The sequence below is a fragment of the Microbacterium sp. zg-Y818 genome (genome assembly GCF_030246905.1).
GTDB lineage: Bacteria > Actinomycetota > Actinomycetes > Actinomycetales > Microbacteriaceae > Microbacterium.
Genome location: NZ_CP126741.1, coordinates 2769655 through 2791346 on the forward strand (window position 1 = coordinate 2769655; position 21692 = coordinate 2791346).

General features: G+C 70.8%; 17 protein-coding genes. 5 read left to right on the top strand and 12 right to left on the bottom strand.

All coding sequences use genetic code 11. From position 1 onward, the window contains the following. Positions 1–90 precede the first annotated feature (90 nt). Both QNO21_RS13145 and QNO21_RS13150 read left to right on the top strand, forming a co-directional pair. Positions 91–2592, top strand: a complete 2502-nt coding sequence (locus QNO21_RS13145) for an OmpL47-type beta-barrel domain-containing protein (protein ID WP_257518271.1) — start codon at positions 91–93, stop codon at positions 2590–2592. Positions 2593–2648: 56 nt separating this feature from the next. Beyond that, the gene (locus QNO21_RS13150) at positions 2649–3707 is read left to right on the top strand and encodes an LLM class flavin-dependent oxidoreductase (protein WP_257518272.1); all 1059 of its coding nucleotides are present in this window, start codon (positions 2649–2651) and stop codon (positions 3705–3707) included. 21 nt (positions 3708–3728) lie between these two features. Here QNO21_RS13150 and pheA read toward each other — a convergent pair whose 3' ends face one another. Then, positions 3729–4688 (bottom strand): prephenate dehydratase, encoded by a 960-nt coding sequence (gene pheA / locus QNO21_RS13155; RefSeq protein ID WP_257518273.1) that lies wholly within the window; start codon positions 4686–4688, stop codon positions 3729–3731. Between the two features lie 119 nt (positions 4689–4807). Between pheA and pgm the strand changes: the two genes are divergently transcribed. Continuing rightward, positions 4808–6448 carry a phosphoglucomutase (alpha-D-glucose-1,6-bisphosphate-dependent) gene (pgm, locus tag QNO21_RS13160; protein WP_257518276.1) on the top strand — a complete coding sequence of 547 codons (1641 nt, stop codon included), beginning with the start codon at positions 4808–4810 and terminating at the stop codon, positions 6446–6448. A 204-nt stretch (positions 6449–6652) separates the two neighbouring features. Beyond that, complete coding sequence (locus QNO21_RS13165) at positions 6653–7651, top strand: magnesium and cobalt transport protein CorA (protein WP_257518277.1); 999 nt, start codon at positions 6653–6655, stop codon at positions 7649–7651. Between the two features lie 40 nt (positions 7652–7691). On the opposite strand, the gene QNO21_RS13170 is transcribed toward QNO21_RS13165, so the two are convergent. The 10 genes from QNO21_RS13170 to QNO21_RS13215 form a co-directional block, all read right to left on the bottom strand. Next, positions 7692–8843 carry a glycerate kinase gene (locus QNO21_RS13170; protein ID WP_257518278.1) on the bottom strand — a complete coding sequence of 384 codons (1152 nt, stop codon included), beginning with the start codon at positions 8841–8843 and terminating at the stop codon, positions 7692–7694. Continuing rightward, a complete protein-coding gene (locus QNO21_RS13175) occupies positions 8840–9871 on the bottom strand; it encodes a LacI family DNA-binding transcriptional regulator (protein ID WP_257518279.1) in 1032 nt (343 codons plus the stop codon). The genes QNO21_RS13170 and QNO21_RS13175 overlap by 4 nt, the downstream gene beginning before the upstream one ends. Beyond that, a complete protein-coding gene (locus QNO21_RS13180) occupies positions 9868–10755 on the bottom strand; it encodes a sugar phosphate isomerase/epimerase family protein (RefSeq protein WP_257518280.1) in 888 nt (295 codons plus the stop codon). Before QNO21_RS13180 ends, QNO21_RS13175 begins: the two co-directional genes overlap by 4 nt. Beyond that, positions 10752–11951 carry a dihydrodipicolinate synthase family protein gene (locus QNO21_RS13185; RefSeq protein WP_257518281.1) on the bottom strand — a complete coding sequence of 400 codons (1200 nt, stop codon included), beginning with the start codon at positions 11949–11951 and terminating at the stop codon, positions 10752–10754. The genes QNO21_RS13180 and QNO21_RS13185 overlap by 4 nt, the downstream gene beginning before the upstream one ends. A gap of 2 nt (positions 11952–11953) precedes the next feature. After that, complete coding sequence (locus QNO21_RS13190) at positions 11954–13081, bottom strand: Gfo/Idh/MocA family protein (protein WP_257518398.1); 1128 nt, start codon at positions 13079–13081, stop codon at positions 11954–11956. Between the two features lie 275 nt (positions 13082–13356). Next, positions 13357–14880 carry an arabinosylfuranosidase ArfA gene (gene arfA, locus QNO21_RS13195; protein ID WP_257518282.1) on the bottom strand — a complete coding sequence of 508 codons (1524 nt, stop codon included), beginning with the start codon at positions 14878–14880 and terminating at the stop codon, positions 13357–13359. A 48-nt stretch (positions 14881–14928) separates the two neighbouring features. Further along, positions 14929–15582, bottom strand: a complete 654-nt coding sequence (locus QNO21_RS13200) for a hypothetical protein (protein WP_257518283.1) — start codon at positions 15580–15582, stop codon at positions 14929–14931. A gap of 14 nt (positions 15583–15596) precedes the next feature. Beyond that, positions 15597–16523: a carbohydrate ABC transporter permease gene (locus QNO21_RS13205; RefSeq protein WP_257514984.1), complete on the bottom strand. Its 927-nt coding sequence runs from the start codon at positions 16521–16523 to the stop codon at positions 15597–15599. Next, a complete protein-coding gene (locus QNO21_RS13210) occupies positions 16520–17455 on the bottom strand; it encodes a carbohydrate ABC transporter permease (RefSeq protein WP_257514988.1) in 936 nt (311 codons plus the stop codon). Before QNO21_RS13210 ends, QNO21_RS13205 begins: the two co-directional genes overlap by 4 nt. 140 nt (positions 17456–17595) lie before the next feature. Further along, positions 17596–18891: an ABC transporter substrate-binding protein gene (locus QNO21_RS13215; RefSeq protein WP_257518284.1), complete on the bottom strand. Its 1296-nt coding sequence runs from the start codon at positions 18889–18891 to the stop codon at positions 17596–17598. 635 nt (positions 18892–19526) lie between these two features. Here QNO21_RS13215 and QNO21_RS13220 point away from each other — a divergent pair. After that, positions 19527–20936, top strand: coding sequence for an HNH endonuclease signature motif containing protein (locus QNO21_RS13220; protein WP_257518285.1), 1410 nt, complete (start codon positions 19527–19529; stop codon positions 20934–20936). 7 nt (positions 20937–20943) lie between these two features. On the opposite strand, the gene QNO21_RS13225 is transcribed toward QNO21_RS13220, so the two are convergent. Beyond that, positions 20944–21642: a helix-turn-helix transcriptional regulator gene (locus QNO21_RS13225; RefSeq protein WP_257518286.1), complete on the bottom strand. Its 699-nt coding sequence runs from the start codon at positions 21640–21642 to the stop codon at positions 20944–20946. Positions 21643–21692: the final 50 nt, after the last annotated feature.

Here is a 21692-nt window from a genome sequence, read left to right on the forward strand (position 1 = left end):
CACAGGACACCCCTCTGCGGCGCTGTGAACGTGCACACAATCCGTCGGCACAGCGGCCGGGCGGACGGCTCGACGATGAAGTAGGAGCTCGTGAACACCCTCATCCCCATCCGGCGGCGCACCGCCATCGGCACGGTCGCGCTGGCCGCCGCCTCCCTCCTGCTCGCGCCGACCGCCTCGGCGCCGAGTCCCGCCCTGGCGGCACCCGCCCCCGCCGCCGGAACCGTCTCAATCGACCTTGAGGGGGCCTGGAGCTTCACCCGCGGCGACGACCCGTCGTACGCGGATCCCGCCTTCGACGACTCCGCGTGGCAGAGCATCCAGGTGCCCGGCGACGGGTCGCCCTTCGACGACTACGACGGGTTCGCGTGGTACCGGCTGGACTTCACACTGCCGGCCGACGCCGAGGGGAACAACCTCGTCGCCTCGCTCGGATTCCTCGACGACGTCGACGAGGCGTTCCTCAACGGCGTGCGCATCGGCGGGTCGGGGACGATGCCGCCCGCTGCAAGCAGCCAGTGGTTCGAGAAACGGCTGTATCCGGTGCCCGCCACCGCACCGAACTTCGGAGGCGAGAACACGCTCGCGGTGCGCCTCTACGACATGAACGGCGGCGGCGGGTGGTACGAAGGCCCCGTCGGCATCTACTCCAAGGATGCCGTCAGGCAGAACGTCTACGGCATCACCGGCCCGCCGGCCGACGCGGCGCAGATCTCCGCCGTCATGGCGGCGCTCGACACGCAGCGCGCGGCTCTCGCCGCCGGCGACGTCGACGCCTACGTCGCCACCCTCGAGGAGGGATACTTCCACGACGGGCGCACGAAGGAGCGCCGTGAGCGCGAACTGCGCGCCTGGGCGGCGGAATCCGGCGGGCTCACGCTCACCGACAGCGAGGTCGAGGTGGTGCAGGGCCCCGACGGATCCCTCATCGTCGACACCAACCGCGCCATCATGGGCACCCGCGATGGCGAGCCGCACGTCTTCCAGCCCCCTGCGCAGCAGTTCCTGCGATTCTCCGCCTCGACACTGCTCGAGACCGGCAACCGCTCGCGCTTCTTCCGCGAGGCGGTCGATTCGCAGCTCGAGGGCCGGGCGCGGGAGTTCGTCACCTACCTGCCCCCGTCCTACCTCACCGAGCCCGCGCGGGAGTACCCGGTGGTGTACCTGCTCCACGGCATCAACGGCGGCAGCCGGGAATGGGAGCCGCGCGAGATCGACACGGTGCTCGACGCGCTCTGGGCCGATGGCCTGGCCGAGTCGATCGTGATCATGCCCGACGGCGAGTCGCTCTGGTACGCCGATCAGCCCGGCGGCACGCCGTGGCGCAGCATGTTCCTGACCGAGATGGTCCCGCTCGTCGATGCCGAGTACCGCACCCTCGACACCCCGCCGTTCCGCGCACTGACCGGCGTCTCCATGGGTGGGTTCGGAGCGTTCTCGCTCGGGTTGTCGCACCCGGAGCTCTTCTCCTCGCTGGCATCCCACATCGGCTCGCTGAGCTTCTCAGGCTCGAGCCTGCCGACGCCGCTGGCGCAGGCGCAGGCGATGTCCGCCGAGCAGCTGTCGCAGTACGACCTCTACTTCGATGCCTGCGAGTTCGACGAGTACCGCTTCGACGACGCCGCCCGATCGATGAGCACCCTGCTCACCGGCAAGGGCGTCGCCCACACGTGGGCCGTCTATCCGGAGGGCCGGCACAATGACGCCTGCTGGATGCCGCATCTCGGCGACTCGTTCACGGTGCACTCCGACCACTTCCGCGCGGCCGGGCTCGTCGAGGACACCGTCGCACCGACGGTCGCCCTCGACGCCGCGCCGGCATCCCCGGACGGCACGGATGGCTGGTACCGCACCGCCGTCGCCCTCACCGTCACGGCGACCGATGACCGCGACGACGCGCCGCTCATCGAAGCGCAGCGCGATGGCGGCGCGTGGGCGCCGGTGGACGGCCCCATCCGCTTCGACGGCGACGGTGCCCACGCCGTGTCGGTGCGCGCCACCGACACGGCGGGCAACGTCAGCGAGGTCGTCTCCTGGTCGGGCCGCATCGATGCCACTGCTCCGAGCGTGCAGACGGGCCTCGACCACCAGCGCCGGGTCACGCTGACGGCGGCGGACGAGACCTCCGGGGTGGCGACGGTCGAGTACCGCGTCACCAAGAAGGACCGCACCATCGTGGACTGGACGCCCTACCGCGCCCCGGTGCGGCTCGACGGGGCTTCCACCCTGTCGTACCGGGCGACCGACGCGGCGGGGAACACCAGCGAGGTCGGAACGACGACGAGGGCGCAGCTGCGCCCCGCGGCCACCGTCACCCGGGCCGCCACGAGCCGCCTGCTCGTCTCCGGCGACACCCCCGTGACGTACACCGTCGCGGTCAGCGCCGTCGGCGGCTCCACCCCGGTCGGCACGGTCGCGGTGACCGACAACGGCCGGCCCCTCGCCACGATCGAACTCACCGCCGCCGACGACGGCCGTGCGGCGATCACCCTCCCCCGGCTCCCCCGCGGCATCCATCTGCTGCGCGCCGAGTTCACCGGGACAGGATTCGCACCGTCCGCGTCGCTGTCCGCGCTGCTGGTGCTGAGGTGAGCGGTCGGCGGCCACCCCGGGAATGAGGCGGCCGGGGCGGCGGTTGGGATCAGGTGATGAGCACCCCCACCCCCGCCCCTGCCCTCTCCGTCCTCGATCTCGTACCGGTCCGCACCGGCCAGACCAGCGCCCAAGCCGTCGCCGCCGCCCTGTCGCTGGCCGAGACCGCCGACCGGCTGGGGCTGCGGCGCTACTGGTTCGCCGAGCACCACAACATGCCGTCCGTCGGCTCGACGACGCCGCCGGTGCTCATCGCCGCCGCCGCGGCACGCACCTCCCGCATCCGCGTCGGCTCCGGCGGGGTGATGCTGCCCAACCACGCGCCCCTCATCGTCGCGGAGCAGTTCGCCGCGCTCGAGGCCCTCGCGCCCGGGCGCATCGACCTGGGGATCGGCCGCGCCCCGGGGAGCGACCCGGTGATCACCCAACTGCTGCGCATGTCGGGGACCTCCAGCGACGTCGAGCGCTTCCCGCAGCACGTGGAGGACATCCTCGCCCTGGTGTCGCCCGAGGGCGCGACGCTGACGTTCACCTCGGGCGGCACGTACGACGTGCACGCGACACCGGCCGCCGTGAGCGCGCCCGAGGTGTGGCTTCTGGGGTCGAGCGACTACTCCGCACAGCTGGCCGCATCGATGGGGCTCCCCTACGTCTTCGCCAACCACTTCGCCGGCGAGGGGCTCGAGCGGGCGCTGGGGCTGTACCGCGGGCAGTACCGCCCGAGCGAGGCGCACCCGGAGCCGGTGACGTTCCTCACCGCCAACGTCGTCGCCGCCGACACGGCCGAAGAGGCCGATGCCCGCGCGCTGCCGCAGCTGCGGGCGATGGCCCGCCTGCGACTGAACCGCCCGATGGGTCCGATGGAGACGGTGGAGGCGGCGCTGGCGGCCGCGCCCGATGATGCGATGACTCCGCTCATCGACGCGATGCGGGAACGCTGGATCATCGGCACCGGCGAGCAGGCGGCATCCGACCTGCGCACGCTCGCGCACGCCCACGGCGTCGACGAGATCATGGTCTCGCCCATCGCCGCGGCGCGCGAGGACGAGCCGATGGATGCCCCCACCGGTCGCGACCGCACGCTCGAGCTGCTCGCTGCGGCCCTCGCCGGCTGACCGGCCGCGCCGGCGGGGGCGTCAGCCCTCGGGTTCGCCCGACAGCAGCCCCCGCAGCCAATCGCGCGCTTCGACGAACACCTCGTCGGAGTAGCGGTCGGGGTAGCGGACGATGGCGCGGTCGGCCCGTGGGTAGGACCCGAGGAACGTCACCCGGGGGCTGAAGCGACGCAGCCCCATCAGCGCGTCGGCCATGCGCTCGTTCTCGATGTGGCCGTCGGCATCGATGACGAAGCGGTAGCGGCCGAGGGCGTCGCCGATGGGGCGCGACTCGATGAGCGACAGGTTGATGCCGCGGGTGGAGAACTGCTCGAGCAGCTCGAGAAGCGCGCCGGGGTGGTCCTCGGGCAGCTCCGCGATGAGGGACGTCTTGTCGGCGCCTGTCGGGTTCGGGAGTGTGCCGGGCCGGCTGACGAGCACGAAGCGGGTGACGGCGTTGGGGTTGTCGCCGATGGAACGGGCCAGCAGCTGCAGGTCGTGGTGCTCCAGGATGCCGGGGGGCGCGATGGCCGCGTCGGCCTGGCTCGACCCGTCGATCATGTCGAGGGCGGCGGCGACGTTGCTGGGGGCGGGCAGGTGCGCGTGGGCGGGGAGCGTCTCGGACAGCCAGCCGAGGCACTGGGCGTAGGCCACGGGGTGCGCCGCGATGAGCGAGACGTCCTCAAGCGTCGTTCCCGGGCGCGCGACCAGGACGAAGTTCACCGGGACGAGGTACTCCCCGACGATGCGCAGACCCGGCATGGTGGCCAGGGCGTCCTGCGCGGTGGACACACCGCCGTCGATCGAGTTCTCGATCGCGATCATCGCGGCATCCGACCGCCCAGACACCACGTCGGCGAGCGCCTCGCCGACGTTGCGCACCGGACGCCAGTTCTGGTCGCGGGCTTCGGGCACCTGCGCGAGCGCGGCCTCGGTGAAGGTGCCTGCCGGACCCAGATAGCTGTAGGTGCGACGGGCGGGAACGGTGGGCTCGGGGGTCACGGGGAGCAAGCCTAGTCCTGGCGTGTACGACGCCTGCGGGGCGCGGCATCCATCCTGCTCCCCGGCACGGTCTGTCAAGTCAGCGTGCGCCCATCGCCCACAGGGGGCAGACTGGGAGGATGAGCCGAGCAGGACAGCCCGCCGAAGCATCCGATCTCGTCGACATCGACGAACTCGTCGCCGCCTATTACGACCGCAAGCCCGACCCGTCCATCGCCGCCCAGCGCGTCGCGTTCGGCACCAGCGGCCACCGCGGATCGTCGCTGTCGACCAGCTTCAACGAGGACCACATCCTCGCAACGACGCAGGCGATCGTGGACTACCGCCGCGCGCAGGGCATCACCGGCCCGCTGTTCCTGGGGCGCGACACGCACGGGCTCTCGCGGCCGGCCGAGCGCAGCGCCATCGAGGTGCTCGTGGGCAACGGCGTCGACGTGCGCGTGGACTCCCGCGATGCGTGGGTGCCGACCCCGGCACTGAGCCTCGCGATCCTCGCGCACAACCGTGCGCTGGATGCCACCGACCCGGGCCGTGCGGACGGCATCGTCGTCACCCCCTCGCACAACCCGCCCCGCGACGGCGGTTTCAAGTACAACCCGCCCCACGGCGGCCCCGCCGACACCGACGCGACCGGCTGGATCGCCGACCGTGCCAACGCGCTGATCGCCGCGGGACTCGAGGGCGTCACCCGCACGCGGTTCGCCGACATCGACACCTCTCTTCTCGGAACGTACGACTTCCGTGAGGAGTATGTGCGGGAGCTGGCGACCATCATCGACATCGATGCGATCCGCTCCGCAGGGGTGCGCATCGGCGCCGACCCGCTGGGCGGGGCCTCGGTGGAGTACTGGGCCCTCATCGCCGAGATGTACGGCCTGGACCTCACCGTGGTCAACCCCGACGTCGACCCGACGTGGCGGTTCATGACGCTGGACTGGGACGAGAAGATCCGCATGGATCCGTCGTCGCCCTCGGCGATGGCCTCGCTCCTCGCCCGCCGCGACGAGTACGACATCCTCACCGGCAACGACGCCGACGCCGACCGGCACGGCATCGTCACGCCCGACGCGGGCCTGATGAACCCCAACCACTACCTCGCCGTCGCGATCGACTACCTGTTCCGGCACCGCGAGGGCTGGCCGGCGGATGCCGCGATCGGCAAGACCCTGGTGTCGTCGATGATCATCGACCGCGTCGCCGCCTCACTCGGCCGCCCCCTGCTGGAAGTGCCGGTCGGTTTCAAGTGGTTCGTGCCCGGTCTGCTGGACGGCTCGGTCGCCTTCGGCGGCGAGGAGTCGGCGGGCGCGTCGTTCCTGCGCAAGGACGGGACCGTCTGGACCACCGACAAGGACGGCATCCTGCTCTGCCTGCTGGCGGCGGAGATCCTCGCCGTCACCGGCAAGACGCCGTCGCAGCGCTACGCCGAGCTCGAAGCGGAATTCGGCGCCTCCGCCTATGAGCGCGTCGACGCCCCCGCGACGCCCGAACAGAAGGCGACGCTGGCGAAGCTCTCGCCCGACGCCGTGACCGCCACCGAGCTGGCCGGCGAGCCCATCACCGCGAAGCTGTCGCACGCGCCCGGAAACGGCGCGCCGATCGGCGGGCTCAAGGTGCAGACCGAGCACGCATGGTTCGCCGCCCGCCCCTCGGGCACCGAGGACGTCTACAAGCTGTACGCCGAGTCGCTGCGCGGCCCGGAGCATCTCGCCGAGGTGCAGGCCGAGGCCCGCGCCGTGGTCGCCGCCGCCCTCGGGGGCTGACCCCGCGCGGTCGCGCGGCGGCCTGCCGCTTCCGCGCCCGCGCCTGCGGCCGCGTCTGTCCTGTCCGTGAGACGAATGCTCGCGGACGAGACGGCGGTTGTCACCCACTGTCTCGTCCGCCAGTAGTCGTTTCACCGGGAAAAGGCGCGCCGGCGGGGCGGGGCGGTGGCGGACGGCCGGGGCGGGGAGGGGCAGACTGGCGGGATGCCGATCATCGACAACGCCGTGTACGTCGCGGGGCAGCGGATCCCAAACCCCGAGAACCTCGAGCAGACCTTCGAGCACATGAAGGACAACCACGGGATGGCGTGGATCGGACTGCTGCGGCCGACGCCGGAAGAGCTTCAGCAGGTGGCCGCCGAGTTCTCGCTGCATCCGCTCGCCGTCGAAGACGCCCTCACCGGCCACCAGCGCCCGAAGATCGAGCGCTACGGCGACATCCTGTTCACCGTGCTGCGGCCGGCTCGATACAACGACGCGACCGAGACCGTGGAGTTCGGCGAGCTGCACGTGTTCGTCGGCCCGGACTTCGTCGTGACCATCCGCCACGCCGAGGTCCCCGACCTCGCGGTCGTGCGGCGCCGCCTGGAGCAGCAGCCGGCGCTGCTGGCGAAGGGCCCCCAGGTCGTGCTGGCTGCGATCCTCGACGAGGTCGTCGACGAGTACGCGCCGGTCACCGCGGGGCTGCAGAACGACGTCGACGAGATCGAGGACTCGCTGTTCAGCGACACCGGCTCCGAGCTGTCCCGCCGTATCTACGAGCTGTCGCGAGAGGTCATCCTCTTCCAGCGCGCCACGGAGCCCCTCACCGAGATGCTCGAAGCGGTGCTGCGGGGCGCCGAGAAGTACCGTGTCGACATCGAGCTGCAGCGCGAGCTGCGCAACGTTCAGGACCACGTCATCCGCGTCACCGAGCGGGTGGCGTCACTGCGCGCCATCCTCGAGAACGCGCTCACGGTCAACGCCACGCTCGTCACCCACCGCCAGACCGACACCGCGCTCGAGCAGAGCGAGCAGGTCAAGAAGATCTCCGGATGGGCGGCGATCCTCTTCGGTCCGACGCTCGTGGGAACCATCTACGGCATGAACTTCACACACATGCCCGAGCTGGATTCGCCGTGGGGATACCCGCTGGCGCTCCTCGCGATGGCGGCGACCTCGGTAGCGCTGTACCTCGTCTTCAAGTCCCGCCGCTGGATGTGAGCGCCGGCCGCGCCTGAACCGTGAGGCGGGCCGGCGACGGTCAGGCGCGCCGGGCCAGCGCGGCGCCGGCGGCGCGCAGCCAACGGGCGGGCTCGGCGAGCGAGGCCTCGGGGCTCCCGGCGAGGGCGGTCAGCGACACGGATGCCGCGTACGCGCTCGTGTCGGCATCGGCGGCGATGCGGCCCGCGACCAGCGCCACCGGCACGCCCGCCTCGGCGGCGAGGGCCGCGACGAACGTGGGCACCTTGCCGGCCGCGGACTGCCCGTCGAACGCCCCCTCCCCCGTGACGACGAGGTCGGCGGAAGCGACCGCTTCGCGCAGGCCGATCAGCTCCGCCACCTCGGGCGCCCCCGGCACGAGCCGGGCGCCCCAGACGACGAGACCGAACCCGGTTCCGCCCGCAGCGCCGGTGCCGGGCGCGGCGGGATCGGCAGCAGCATCGGCACCACCATCGGCACCACCATCGGCACCGCCACCGGCACCGACCAGCACGGCGAGGCGCGCGAGCCCGGCGTCGGCGGTCGCGACGCCGGCGGCATCCAGCCCCTTCTGCGGCCCGAAGACGGCGGCCGCCCCGGCGGGTCCCAGGAGCGGATTCGTGACGTCGGTCAGCACGAGGGCACCTGCCGGCGGCGGTGGGCGCAGCTCGGAGAGGTCGACAGCCGCGACCTCGGAGAGCCCCCGCGCTCCCGGCGCGATCGGCAGCCCGGCGGCGTCGGTGAACTGCGCCCCGAGCGCCCGCAGCATCCCGACCCCACCGTCGGTGGAAGCGCTGGATCCGATGCCCAGCACGAGCCGCGAGACGCCGTGATCGAGCGCCGCAGCGATGGCCTGGCCGAAGCCGGTGGTGTCGGCATCCCACGGCAGGCGGCGGTCGCCGAGCAGCTCGATCCCCGAGGTGGATGCCAGCTCGACCACCCCGGTCCCCGCGGGGGCGTCGGGGGTGGGCGGCAGCAACAGCCACGACGCGTCGACCGCAGCGCCGTCGGGCCCGGTCACTCGCACCGGCATCCTCTCCGCTCCGGTCACGGCGGCGGCGAAGGCGTCGAGCGTGCCCTCCCCGCCGTCGGCCATGGGGCGCAGCACCGCGGGCTCGGAGCGGATGTCGAGCCAGCCGTCGGCAACGGCCCGGGCAGCGGCCGCGGCGGCGATCGAGCCCTTGAAGCTGTCGATCGCGACGACGACGGTCATGGGCGCGGTGGCGTGCTGTCGCGCAGCTTCACCTCGAGGCGGAGCGGCTGGGGCGTCCAATCGGGATCGGTCGCGGCGCGGAAGGTCTCGAGCCCGACCTCGACCAGCGGCACCGCGACGGTCGACAGGGCCGGGGTCACGTCGCGGGCGGTGGGGATGTCGTCGAAGCCGGCGAACGCGATGTCGGCCCCCGGCTCGCGGCCCGCTTCGCGCACCGCCGACATCGCACCGATGGCGACGACGTCGCTGACGCCGAAGACGACGGTCCCCGGCTCCACGCCGTCGGCGAGCACCTGGGCCATGAGGTCGGCGCCGGATGCCCTGCTGAAGGCGCCCCGGTACACGCGGGGCGTGTGGCCGCCGGCCGCCGTGAAGCCTTCGCTGAAACCGGCGACACGGCTGTCGCTGGTGAGCACGCCTTCCGCCGCGGCCAGAGCAACGGCGCTGCGGTAGCCGCGCTCGGCCAGCGCCGCACCGAGCGCGCGGGCGCCTTCGCGGTTGTCGATCATGACCGCACGCACGGTGTCGGTGCCCGCTCCGAGAGAGACGACGCGGCCACCCGCGGCCACCACGTGGTCGAGTTCCGCGAGCAGCTCCGGGGCGATATCGGGCGAGGTGCGAGAGGCGGCGAGGATCAGCCCGCGCGGGCGCTGACCGCGCAGGGTCCGTACGAGACGCACCTCCCGCTCGGCGTCGCGCTCGGTGATGGCGACCGTCACGACCAGCCCCGCCTCGTCGGCGCCCTGCGCGACCCCCGAGGCGATCTCGCCGAAGTAGGGGTCGGCGATGTCGGCGACGAGCAGGGCGATGATCGCCGAGGTGCCCCGCGCCGTCGCCTGCGCCGACAGGTTCGCGCTGTATCCGAGCCGCTCCGCTGCCGCCTCCACGCGCGTGCGATAAGCGTCGGCCACCTTGCGGGTGGAGCCGTTGAGCACACGGGACGCCGTCGCCAGCGACACACCCGCCTCACGCGCCACGTCGTGGAGCGTGGCGGAGCCGGACCGCAGACGTTCGGTGGCTTCGGTCACGATCGAAATTCTATGGCGGCGCGCAGATGCGGCGAGACCACGTCGCCGAATGCGGCAGCGGTGCGCTGCACCGCGACGAGCGGATCGGTCGCCCAGACGTCGGCGTTGAAGATCTCCACCTCGATGTCCCGGTCGTACCCGGTCTCGAGCACCGCGCGCGTGAGCGCGGCGAAGTCGATCACCCCGTCGCCGGGATAGTGGCGGCCGAGCAGCACGTCCGCCGGCAGCGGCGTCTTCCAGTCGCACACCTGGTAGGTCGCGATGCGTCCCTCGGCCCCGGCACGGGCGATGGATGCCTCGACGTCGGGGTCCCAGAAGATGTGGAACGTGTCGACGGTCGCCCCGACGACGGCGGGGTCGAAGTCCCGCGCGATGTCGAGCGCCTGCCCGAGCGTGGACACGACGCACCGGTCGCTGGCGAACATCGGGTGCAGGGGCTCGATCGCGAGGGTGACCCCTGCGGCGGCCGCGTGCGGCACCAGCTCTCCTATCGCGTCCCGCACGCGCTCCCGCGCACCGGCGATGTCGCGCGAGCCGTCCGGCAGGCCCCCGGCCACGAGCACGAGGACCGCGGTGGAGCCCTCGGCGCCGGCGGCGGCGAGGGCGGCGGTCTCGTCGATCGCGACCCGGTTGTCATCGATCGACGCGCGGCGCGCGGGACCCTCGGGCATGGTGAAGAAGCCGCCGCGGCAGTGCGTGGTGAAGCGCAGCCCCGAATCGGCGAGCATCTGCGCGGCGGTCGCGAGACCCACCTCGTTCACCGGCTCCCGCCACAGCCCGATGGCCTGCACCCCGGCTTCGGCCGTGACCCGCAGGGCGGTCGCGAGATCGGCGTGCTTGATCGTCGCCTGGTTGATCGACAGGCGGGGGTCGGGCGCGGTCATGCCGACACCCCGTTCATACGCAGCATGCCGTGCCAGCGCTCCTGGGCCAGCTCCGGCTGCTCGAGCGCGTGCGCGGCGTTGGCGAGCTCGACGATGCGCGACAGGTGCGGCAGACTGCGGGCGGAGTGAAGGCCGCCGACCATCTGGAACGCGCTCTGGTGGCCGTTGAGCCACGACAGGAAGGCGACGCCGGTCTTGTAATAGAAGGTCGGCGCGGCGAACACCTGCCGGCTGAGCTCCTCGGTGGGCGCCAGGATCTCGAGGTAGCGCGCCGGGTCCCCGGCGTCGAGCGCCTGGATGGCGGCGGATGCCACGGGGGTGAGCGCGGCGAAGGCGCCGAGCAGGGCGTCGGAGTGCTGCCGCGGGCTCGCCGGGTCGCGCTGCGGCTGGGGGGCCTCGGGCACGTCGGCCCCGCCGATGAGGCCGACGTAGTTGAAGTCGTCACCGGTGAACATGCGCACGCCCTCTGGAAGGCGCTCGCGCACCGACACCTCGGACGCGGCATCCAGCAGGCTCATCTTGACGCCCGCGACCTTGTCGACGTTCTCGCCGATGATCTGCAGCAGCACATCGGATGCCGCGCGCCAGTCGGTCGACCCGAAGTAGCCGGCCAGCTGCGGGTCGAACGCCGTCCCCAGCCAGTGCAGCACGACCGGAGCCGACGCCGCCCGCAGCACCGCGCCGTACACCCGGCGGTAGTCGTCGGCGGACTCGGCCGCACGCGCGAGGTGACGGCTGGCCATGAGCACGGGGCCGGCGCCCTGCTCCTCGGTGAAGTGCAGCTGCTCGAGGTAGGCCGCGATGATCTCGTCGATCGACAAGGACTCCGCGTCGATGTGGTCGGTGTTGACGCCGACGACGACCGACCCGCCCTCTTCGCGGGCGACCTCGGCAGAGCGGGCGATGAGCTCACGGGTGGCTGCGGCATCCAGCCCCATGTTGCGCTGCGCGGTATCCATGGCGTCGGCGACGCCCAGCCCCCACGAGTACACGCTGCGGCGGAAGTCGAGGGTGGCATCCCAGTCGATCTCGGCAGGACGCCCCGGGGTGTTGTCCCCCCAGGTCACCGGGATCACATGCGCGGCGGCGTACGCGACCCGGCTCTGCAGCGGGCCGGTGGGCTTGGCGTAGCCGGGGGCCGAGAGCAGGTCCGCCGAGTGCACGGCGCCGTCGGCGCCGAGGAGGGTGAGGTTCATCGTCACTCCAGGGTGAGGGAGGGCAGCTCGACCTTGCGGCCTTCGCTGCTGGAACGCAGTCCCGCCTCGGCCAGCTGCACGCCGCGGGCGCCCGCGAGCAGGTCGAAGGCGTAGTCGGTGCCGGTCGCGTAGGAGACGAGGAACTCCTCCCACTGCTGCCTGAACCCGTTCTGGAAGACGTCGTTGGTCGGAACATCCGCCCAGTCGGCGTCGTAGTCGTGATCGTCGGCGAGGTCGGGGTTCCACACCGGCTTGGGCGTGGCGTTGCGGTGCTGGATCTTCGCACCGAAGAGACCGACCACGGCCGAGCCGTGCGTGCCGTCGACGTGGAACTGCACCAGCTCGTCGCGGTTGACTCGGGTGGTCCAGCTGGAGTTGATCTGGGCGACGACGCCGCCCTCGAGCTCGAAGACGCCGTACGCGGCATCCTCCGCCGTGGCGGTGTAGTGCTCGCCGTTCTCGTCCCAGCGGTCGGCGATGTGCACGGCCGCCTGGGCGTAGACGCTCTTGATCTCGCCGAAGAGGTTCTCCAGCACGTAGTTCCAGTGCGGGAACATGTCGACGATGATGCCGCCGCCGTCCTCGGCGCGGTAGTTCCAGCTGGGGCGCTGCGCGGGCTGCCAGTCGCCCTCGAACACCCAGTAGCCGAACTCGCCCCGCACCGAGAGAATGCGGCCGAAGAACCCGGAGTCGATGAGGCGCTTGAGCTTCTGCAGGCCGGGCAGGTAGAGCTTGTCGTGCACCACGCCGGTCTTGACGCCGGCCTCGGCGGCGAGCTTCGCCAGCTCCAGGGCCTCCTCCACCGACTCGGCGGTGGGCTTCTCGGTGTAGATCGTCTTGCCGGCGGCGATGGCTTTGCGCAGGGCCGACGCGCGCGCCTTGGTGACGAGGAAGTCGGCGTAGATCTCCCAGCGGGAATCGGCCAGCGCGGCATCCAGGTCGGTCGTGTAGTCCTCGATGCCATGGCGGGCGGCGAGTTCGGCGAGCTTGGGCTCGCTGCGTCCGACCAGCAGCGGCTTGACCGTGATCTTCGAGCCGTCGGGAAGCTCGATGCCGCCCTGCTCGCGGATCGCGAGGATCGAGCGCACGAGGTGCTGGCGGTATCCCATGCGGCCCGAGACGCCGTTCATGATGATGCCGATCTCACGCACCTGCGGAGTGGTCGCGACTGCGGGGGCGTCCAGGGTGGTCGTCTCTGACACTGTTGTTCCTTCTGCTCGGCGCTTCTCTGCGCTCTTATACGGGTAAGCGCTTTCCGTCATCTCATCCTGGCATCGGAAGACGCTTTCCGCAAGCGTCCGACGCCGCCGTCGGCGGTCGAGGTCGTGACCGGAGGGGATGTGGCCGGCGTAGGACGAACGGGGGCGATCCGTCCTACGCCGGGGGTTCCCCTACGCGCGGGCCGTCACGCCAGGCGCACCGCGACCCACGACACCGGCGGCAGGCTCGCGGTGAGCGCATCCCCGTCGAGCGAGAGGCCGTCGAGAGGCCGCACGCCGACCCGCTCGGGCTCTTCGAGGGTGTTGGCGGCGTACATGTCGTCCTCGTGCAGCAGGTGCGACTCGGTCACCTGCAGCTGACGGCCGAACTGCGCGGCGACGGCGGCGAGGTCCAGCCGCAGGTCGGCGGCGTCGGTCGTCGAGCGGTTCACCACGAACAGGCTCACACCCTCGTCATCGACGGTGGCCACCGCGTTGACCGCAGCCACCTCGCCGAAGCGCTCGCTCGTGAACGTGCCCGCCGTCACCGGCACCCGCACCACCCGGTCGCCGGTCAAGCGCGACGTGATCGAGAACGGGAAGAACGTGGTCTGGCGCCAGGCGATGCCGCCGGGCTCTGTCATGATCGGGGCGATCACGTTCACCAGCTGCGCGAGGGATGCCGAGCGCACCCGGTCGGCGTGCTGCAGCAGCGTGATCATGAGGTCGCCGAAGACGACGGCATCCAGTGCGTGGTACTGATCCTCGAGCAGTCGCGGGGCCACCGGCCATCCGGGCTCGCGGGGCTTGTCGTTCTGACCGCCGTCCTCGGCGTGGAGATACCAGACGTTCCACTCGTCGAACGAGATCATGATGCGCTTGTCGCTCTTCTTCGTCGCCGCCACCGCGTCGGCGATCGAGATCACCGACTCGATGAAGCGCGCCATGTCGACACCCGAGGCGAGGAACTCCTGCGCGTTGCCGCCCATCTCCTGGTAGTACGAGTGGCACGAGATGAAGTCCACGTCGTCGAAGGTGTGCTCGAGCACGGTGCGCTCCCACGACCCGAACGTGGGCATGCCGCTGCCGGACGAGCCGCAGACGACCAGCTCGATGCCGGGGTCGACCATGCGCATGCCCTTGGCGGTGCGGGAGGCGAGCTTGCCGTAATCGTCGGCGTTGCGGTGCCCCAGCTGCCACGGGCCGTCCATCTCGTTGCCCAGGCACCACATCTTCACCGCGAAGGGCTCGTCGCGACCGTTCGCGCGACGCTGGCGCGTCCACTCGGTCTCGGCGTCGACGTTGGCGTACTCCAGCAGGTCGAGGGCCTCCTGGGTGTCGCGCGTGCCGAGGTTGACGGCGAGCATGAGGTCGCTGCCGACCTTGTCGAGCCAGTCCGAGAACTCGTGAAGTCCCACCTCGTTGGTCTCGGTGGAATGCCAGGCGAGGTCGAGGCGGCGAGGGCGCTGGTCGACCGGGCCGATGCCGTCCTCCCACCGGTAGCCCGAGACGAAGTTGCCTCCGGGGTAGCGGATCGTCGAGACGCCGAGCTCCTTGACGAGCTCGATCACGTCGGTGCGGAAGCCGTCGGCGTCGGCGGAGGGGTGACCGGGTTCATGGATGCCGTCGTAGATGTGCCGACCGAGATGCTCGACGAAGCCGCCGAACAGGCGGCGGTCGACGTCGGAGATCGCGAAGCGGGGGTCGACGGACCCGTGGGCTGACGTCACGGTGTTCCTTCCGGTCGGGCCCGCCGGCGGCGGCGGGTCGGGGCTGCGTCAGGCGCGTCTGCGCCGGCGCGTGGGGATGGCGACGACCGCGAGGGCGGCGCAGCCGATGGCGGGGATGAAGAGGGGCACGAGGGCCCACGTCGAGACGACGACGAACACGGCGGTCGCGACGAGATACAGCGCGCCGGCGACGTCGACGGCGACCGCGCGGGGGACCGCGCGCACCGCGGCGAGCCAGCCGGTCTGGGGCGTCCAGGCGCCGGCCGCCGCGAGCACGGCGACCGCGACGCCCGCGAGCCCCGCCCAGCCGACGACCTCGATGACCGCGCCACCGGGGAGGAACCCCGATCGCGCCAGGTCGATATCGAGCAGCAGCACGAGGGTGGCCACGAGCGACACCGCGCCGACCGCCGAACCCGGGAGCACGGCGCGGCGGACGTCCACCCAGAAGAACTGCAGCCGCGAGTCCTCCGCCGCCACGAGACGGCGGAGGTGGCGGATGCCGGCGGCCAGCGCCGCGGGCAGGGTGACGACCGGCAGCGCGACGAGGGTCATGAGCAGGCCGACCTGCAGCACCTCGCCGAACAGCGCGAACCGGCCGGACGCGCCGGGGAACCGCGGCGGCGGCCCCTCGGTGCGCACCGGACCGGCGCCCGAGCGCTCGGCGCGCAGTGCGGCCTTGTACTCGCGACGGCTGGTCATCGTCGGCATCCTACTCAGCCCTTGAGGCCCTGCGTGGCGACGCCGTCGACGAGGAAGCGCTGGAAGACGATGAAGAACAGCAGGATCGGCAGCAGCGCGACGAACGACGCCGTCACCGTCGCGCCGTAGTCGCTCGAGGACGTCTGGTCGTTGTACAGCCGCAGCGCGATCGGGAGCGGATAGTTCTCGGGGCTCGTGAGGTACAGCAGGGGACCCAGGAAGTCGTTCCACGCCCAGATGAAGGAGAAGATCGCGCAGGTGATGAGGGCGGGCCGGATGAGCGGCAGGATGATCGACCAGAACACCCGGAAGTGGCCGGCGCCGTCGATCTTGGCCGCCTCATCCATGTCGCGCGGCATCTGCCGGATGAACTGCACCAGCAGGAAGACGAAGAACGCCTCGGTGGCCAGGAACTTCGGCAGCAGCAGGGGTACGAACGTGTCGACGAGGCCGAGATTGTTGAACAGGATGTACTGCGGGATGATCACGACGTGGAACGGCAGCAGCAGCGTGCCGATCATCGCGGCGAAGAGCACGCCGAGCCCCTTGAACTGCAGGCGCGCGAACGCGTAGGCGGCCAGGGCCGAGGAGATCACGGTGCCGACGACCGACAGCGCGGCCAGCACGAAGGAATTCCAGAAGAACTGGCCCATCGGCACGCCGGCGATGCCCTCCATCACCTTGGCGTAGTTGTCCAGGGTCGGGCTGTTCGGGATGAGTCCCTGGTTCTGACCGAACTCCGAGTTCGGCTTGAAGGTCGAGACGAAGAGCCACACCAGCGGGTAGAGCACGACCGCGGTGATGGTCAGCAGGGCGACGAACCAGATGATCGTCTGCCAGGTCTTGCGCTTGACGCGCCGCCGCGGAGCGGTCTTGGGGTCGGGGTCGACCTGGTTCTCGAGCTGGACGAGCGCGTTCGGGGAGGAGGAGGAGATGGTCATCGGTTGTCTCCCGAGTAGTGCACCCACGACTTCTGGGTGCGGAAGAGGATGAAGGCGATGATCGCGACGACGACCAGCAGCACCCACGCGATCGCCGCGGCGTATCCCATGCGACCGTCGGCGAAGCCCGTCTTGTAGAGATAGACGGTGATGAAGTTCGTCATGCCGGCGGGGCCGCCGGTGCCGTTGGAGATGATGTACGCCGACGCGAAGACCTGGAACGCGCCGATGAGTCCCAGCAGCAGGTTGAAGAAGATGACCGGCGACAGCAGCGGGATGGTCACGGCGCGGAAGCGGCGCCACGCGTTCGCGCCGTCCATCTCGGCCGCCTCGTACAGCTCCCTGGGCACCTGCTTGAGCCCGGCGAGGAAGATCACCATCGTGGCGCCGAACTGCCACACCGACAGCAGGATCATCATGGGCAGGATGAGACCGGGCTGGCCGATCCAGCCGCCCAGGTCGATGCCGAAGAGGTTCAGTCCGCTGTCGACCGGCCCGTCGGTGTTGAACATGGCGCGCCAGACGATGGCCACCGACACCGATCCGCCGATGAGCGACGGGGCGTAGAAGGCGGAGCGGAAGAACGCAGCGCCCTTGTCACGGTAGTTGAGCAGGATGGCGACCCCGAGAGCCGCCAAGAGCGTGATCGGCGTGCCCACGAGGACGTAGATCAAAGTGATCTGCGCCGACTGCATGAAGTTGGGGTCCGCGGTGAAGAGCCGGACGTAGTTGTCCAGGCCGATCCACTTGGGCGGGGAGAAGATGTTGTAGCTCGTGAACGACAGGTACAGCGAGTACGCCATCGGAACGAGGGTGAGGCCGAAGAACCCGAGCAGCCACGGGATGAGGAAGGCGTATCCAGCGGCGGTTTCTTTGCGCGCACGTTGACGCTGGCCGGGCCGGGAGACGAGCTCGGGGCGCTGCTTGCGCATGAGACGCCGTTTGGACGACGAATCCTCGGTGACGATGACCCTGGTCGCAGTCGTGCTCACGGGTGCTCCTGAAGTGGTGAGGGGGTGGATGCAGCGGGGGCCCGGACGATGTGACCGTCCGGACCCCCGGCAGCCGTTGCTTACTGGTTGAGGACGATGTCCATCTCGCTGAAGAACTGCGCGACGGCATCCTCGACGGTCATCGTGCCGAAGTTCAGCTCGGTGCCGAGCTGGCGGAACTTCTCCTCGAGCGTGCCGTAGCCGACGATCGGAACCGGCGGGGCGTCGCCCAGTCGGTCGGCGATCGATGCCTCGTAGTCGGCGACCTGCTGGCTCAGCGGGTCGAGCTCGGCCGCTGCCAGAGCGGTCTCCGAGGCGGGCAGGCCGCGGTTGGTGCCGAAGATCTCACCCGACTGCGGCGAGTTGATGAGGAAGTTCACCAGCGTGGCCGACGCCTCGGGGTGCTCGGTCTTGGCCGAGATCGCGTGCAGCATCGAAGGCTTCAGGTACAGGTCCTGCGTGCCGTCCTTGGTGACGGGCGGCTCGATGAGGCTCAGCTCGGTGTAGCCCTCGCCCAGGTTGCCCAGGTATCCGGCGCCGAAGTTGTCCCAGGTGAGCTCACTGGCAGCACGAGCGGTGTCGAACGGGCCGAGGGGGGTGAGCTCCTCGACGAGCTGCTGCGGGAAGGAGATCCCGTCGCGCATCGCGGTGCCCTCTTCCCAGAACTCGGTGAGGCGCTCCTCATCGAAGCCGGGCTCGCCGTCTTCGCTGAAGAGGTGGGAGCCCTCCGAGCGCAGCTGCAGCTCGAAGTTCTGGATGCGGCCGGTGTAGTCGCCGCCGCCGTAGATCTCCCCCGCGCCGGCCGCGGTGACCTCGCCCATCCAGTCCGCGTAGTCCTCCCACGAACCACCGGCGAAGTTCTCCACGCCGACCTTCTCGAGCACGACCGGGTTGGTGAACAGGCCCCATGCGTTGGTGGAGGTGGGGATCGCGTAGGTGGTGTCGTTCACGACGCCGATGTCCAGGATGTTCTGGGGAAGCGGCTCGGTCTCGATGATCTCGCCGAGGTACGGGTCGAGGTCGAGCAGCAGGTTGTTCTCGGAGTACTGGCGCAGGTACGAGTAGTCGAACTGCATGACGTCGGGCAGGCCGCCGCCGGCGGCCTCGGTCTGGCGCTTCTCCCAGAACTCGGGGAACCCCAGGAACGTCGCCTTGACCGTGATGTTCGGGTATTCCTCGTTGAAGGCCGCGATCGCCTCGTTGTAGAGCTCGGCGCGAACGTCGTTACCCCAGAACGCCAGGTCGATGCTGACCTTCTCGTCGGGGTCGAATTCGGCCGCAGGTTCGGTTTCCCCTCCGCCGGCGCAGCCGGCGAGAGCGAGGGCCGCGCCGGTCGCGATGGCGACGGCGGTGATGGCCCGCTTTGTGCTGAACATCCTTGTCCTTCCTGGAACGTCCGTGTCCGTGGTGCTCCGCGGGACGTTCGTTGTCCGTGTGGTTGTGCGGTGTGGGCGCCGAGCCCTGCGAGAGGGCACGGGAAAGCGCTTGCCGGTTACGCTACTACGGCCGGAATCGATTGGCAAGAGATCCCGGAAGACGCTTTCCGGCTGTTGCCGGATCGTGACCCGTTACCGGTCCCAGCCCGCCCATCGTATGGGCGTGCCGCCATCGCGAGGGCGCCACGGAAAAGCACGCGGTCATCACGGCGATTCTGCTGCGGCGACGTCGGGAGGGGCCGAGCAGCGACTGATGGAACGATTCACCCGACGCTTGACAGCGTCGCGGCCATGAGGATATCGACGAACGGCCGCCGCGGGGGTGGGCGCGACGGTAGCGGGCGGAGGGGGCGGAGGGGGCGGAGGGGGCGGAGGGGGCGGAGGGGGCGGAGGCGGCGGAGGCGGCGGATCCACCGACCGACAGGGGCGAATTCCGAGGGCGACGGGGGACGGATCGGGCGGGCGACACCGCCGCCCTCTCCCCAGGCGGAGCGCGCCTAAAGTTATCCACAATCATCCGCTGGCCTGGGGATTGTTGCGGCGCTGATGTCGGAGGGGGTCGGCAGAATCGGGGTATGAACAGCTCCCCGGTCACCGGCTCGATCACCCCGGTCTCGATCGCCCCGGTCTCGATCGCCCCGGTCTCGATCGCCCCGGTCTCGATCAGCACCGTTGCGATCGGCATTGCCTCGCACGGCGCGGTGATCACCGGCGTGGAGCACACGCGCCAGGCGATCGCGGCACTGCAGGCGGAAGAGCTGCAGTGGCTGGCCCGGGCCGAGGCGATCGCCGCCGAGGAGACCGCGCGGGTGCCGTCGAGTGAAGGGCGGGAACGCGAGATGCCGCGGCGGGCGATGGCGGCCGAGCTCGCGGCGGTGCTGCGGCGATCGGACCGGGGCATGCAGGAGCGGATGCGGGACGCCGCGGTGCTCGTGGACGGGTTCCCCGCGACGCTGGCCGCGCTGGAATCGGGCCGCATCGACGTCGCCCATGTGCGGGTGATCCAGGATGCCGGGGCGCGCATCACCGACCCCGACGCCCGAGCCCGGTTCGAGCAGGCCGCGCTGGTCGTCGCGGAGCGGGAGACCCCCGGCCGGGCGAAGCCCATCATCCTGATGCTCGCCCAGAAGCTCGACCCGGTGCCGCTGGAAGAACGGCACGCCGAAGCCGCGGCCGGGCGGCGGGTATGGGTGCGGGACCTCGACGACGGCATGGCGGAGCTCGCCGCGGTGCTTCCCGCACCCCTGGCATACGCGATCCGGGAACGGCTCACCGCGCATGCGCGGGAGATCCTTGCGGCGGCCAAGGCCGCGCAAGCGGATGTCAACGGGACGGAGACTGCGGGCGTTGACGTCCTCGCAACCGACAGGCGCACCACCGACCAGGTCCGCGCCGACGTGCTCGCCGACCTTCTCCTCACCGGGCACGCCACCGCGCCGGTGACCGCCGGGAGCATCCCCGAAACCACGGCGATCACCGCGCACGTGCAGATCACCATCCCCGCCGCCACCCTCACCGGCGATAGCACCGAACCCGCCGAACTCATCGGATCCGGGCCCATCGACCCCGACACCGCCCGGCACCTCGCCGCCACTGCCGAGGTCTGGGAGCGACTGTTCACCTCCCCCACGACCGGGGCGGTGCTGCAGGTGGACAGCTACCGGCCCAGCGCCCAGATGCGCCGGCTCCTCGACGCCCGCGACGAGCACTGCCGGTTCCCCGGCTGTCGAAGGCCCGCCAGACTCTGCGACGGGGACCACACCATCGACGCCGCCCTCGGCGGACCGACCCGTGTCACGAATCTCGCGAACCTCTGCCCCGGCCGACATCACCCCGTCAAACACGGCACCGCGTGGAGCGTGGTGCAGAAACCCGACGGCATCCTCGAGTGGACGAGTCCGACAGGGCGGGTCTATGTCGACATCCCGAGGCGGGTGCTGGAGTTCATGGCCCTCGCCGCGGCGGAAGAGCCCGCGCCGTTCTAGGTTCGGTTCACTCGCCCCGGCCGTGCACCGGTCTGGCGTTCGCCGGAGGTTCTCCGACCTCGTCGACGGTGTGGCCGGCGCAGGCCGTCCGGGTCACGCTGGCCCGCTCGATGCGCGACACAGTGAACCAGCGCATCGCCTCGCGCAGTCGGCACCACGCGACGAGGTACCACTGGCCGTTCGTGGAGGCGAAGAGCACGGGTTCGACGTCGCGGGTGGTCGTCGTCCCATCTCTAGCCGTATAGCGAAGACGAACGACGCGCTGCTCGGCCATCGCCTCCTCCAGCGCCGACCTGACGACGCGCGAAGAAGGGGAAACCGCGTTCACCCAGACGCGGCCGGCCAGCTCGTCGGCTCGTGCTCGCGTTCGGGGATCGAGGACGTCCAGGATCTTCTGGACCCCGACTCTCGCCAGGTCGGCGTACGGGGCATCGGGCGCGGCGGACACGGCCGCCATGAGCGCCACGGCCTGCGTCGGCGAGAGGGTGACGGGTGACAGCGAGGCTCCCACCACCATGCCGTAGCCGCCGCCGGGACCGGGGCGCGACCAGATCGGAGACCCGCTGCTCTCGAGCGCGTCGAGGTCTCTCTTGATCGTCCGCACGGATACGCCGAACTCCCTCGCCAGCCGTTCGGCAGAGCAGCCCCGCGATCCGTTGCGACGCAGCATCTCCGACAGTGCATGGAGCCGCTCGGTTCGCTTCATCGCTGCACCCGTGGCGACGTCATGGACCGAGAATTCATGACATAAACAGT

Excerpts from the sequence above, each read along its gene's own strand:
- QNO21_RS13150 (WP_257518272.1), top strand. The coding sequence starts at position 2,649 with ATGAGCACCCCCACCCCCGCCCCTGCCCTCTCCGTCCTCGATCTCGTA.
- pgm (WP_257518276.1), top strand. The coding sequence starts at position 4,808 with ATGAGCCGAGCAGGACAGCCCGCCGAAGCATCCGATCTCGTCGACATC.
- QNO21_RS13165 (WP_257518277.1), top strand. The coding sequence starts at position 6,653 with ATGCCGATCATCGACAACGCCGTGTACGTCGCGGGGCAGCGGATCCCA.
- QNO21_RS13170 (WP_257518278.1), bottom strand. The coding sequence starts at position 8,843 with ATGACCGTCGTCGTCGCGATCGACAGCTTCAAGGGCTCGATCGCCGCC.
- QNO21_RS13180 (WP_257518280.1), bottom strand. The coding sequence starts at position 10,755 with ATGACCGCGCCCGACCCCCGCCTGTCGATCAACCAGGCGACGATCAAG.
- QNO21_RS13185 (WP_257518281.1), bottom strand. The coding sequence starts at position 11,951 with ATGAACCTCACCCTCCTCGGCGCCGACGGCGCCGTGCACTCGGCGGAC.
- QNO21_RS13190 (WP_257518398.1), bottom strand. The coding sequence starts at position 13,081 with ATGAACGGCGTCTCGGGCCGCATGGGATACCGCCAGCACCTCGTGCGC.
- QNO21_RS13200 (WP_257518283.1), bottom strand. The coding sequence starts at position 15,582 with ATGACCAGCCGTCGCGAGTACAAGGCCGCACTGCGCGCCGAGCGCTCG.
- QNO21_RS13205 (WP_257514984.1), bottom strand. The coding sequence starts at position 16,523 with ATGACCATCTCCTCCTCCTCCCCGAACGCGCTCGTCCAGCTCGAGAAC.
- QNO21_RS13210 (WP_257514988.1), bottom strand. The coding sequence starts at position 17,455 with ATGCGCAAGCAGCGCCCCGAGCTCGTCTCCCGGCCCGGCCAGCGTCAA.
- QNO21_RS13215 (WP_257518284.1), bottom strand. The coding sequence starts at position 18,891 with ATGTTCAGCACAAAGCGGGCCATCACCGCCGTCGCCATCGCGACCGGC.
- QNO21_RS13220 (WP_257518285.1), top strand. The coding sequence starts at position 19,527 with ATGAACAGCTCCCCGGTCACCGGCTCGATCACCCCGGTCTCGATCGCC.
- QNO21_RS13225 (WP_257518286.1), bottom strand. The coding sequence starts at position 21,642 with ATGAAGCGAACCGAGCGGCTCCATGCACTGTCGGAGATGCTGCGTCGC.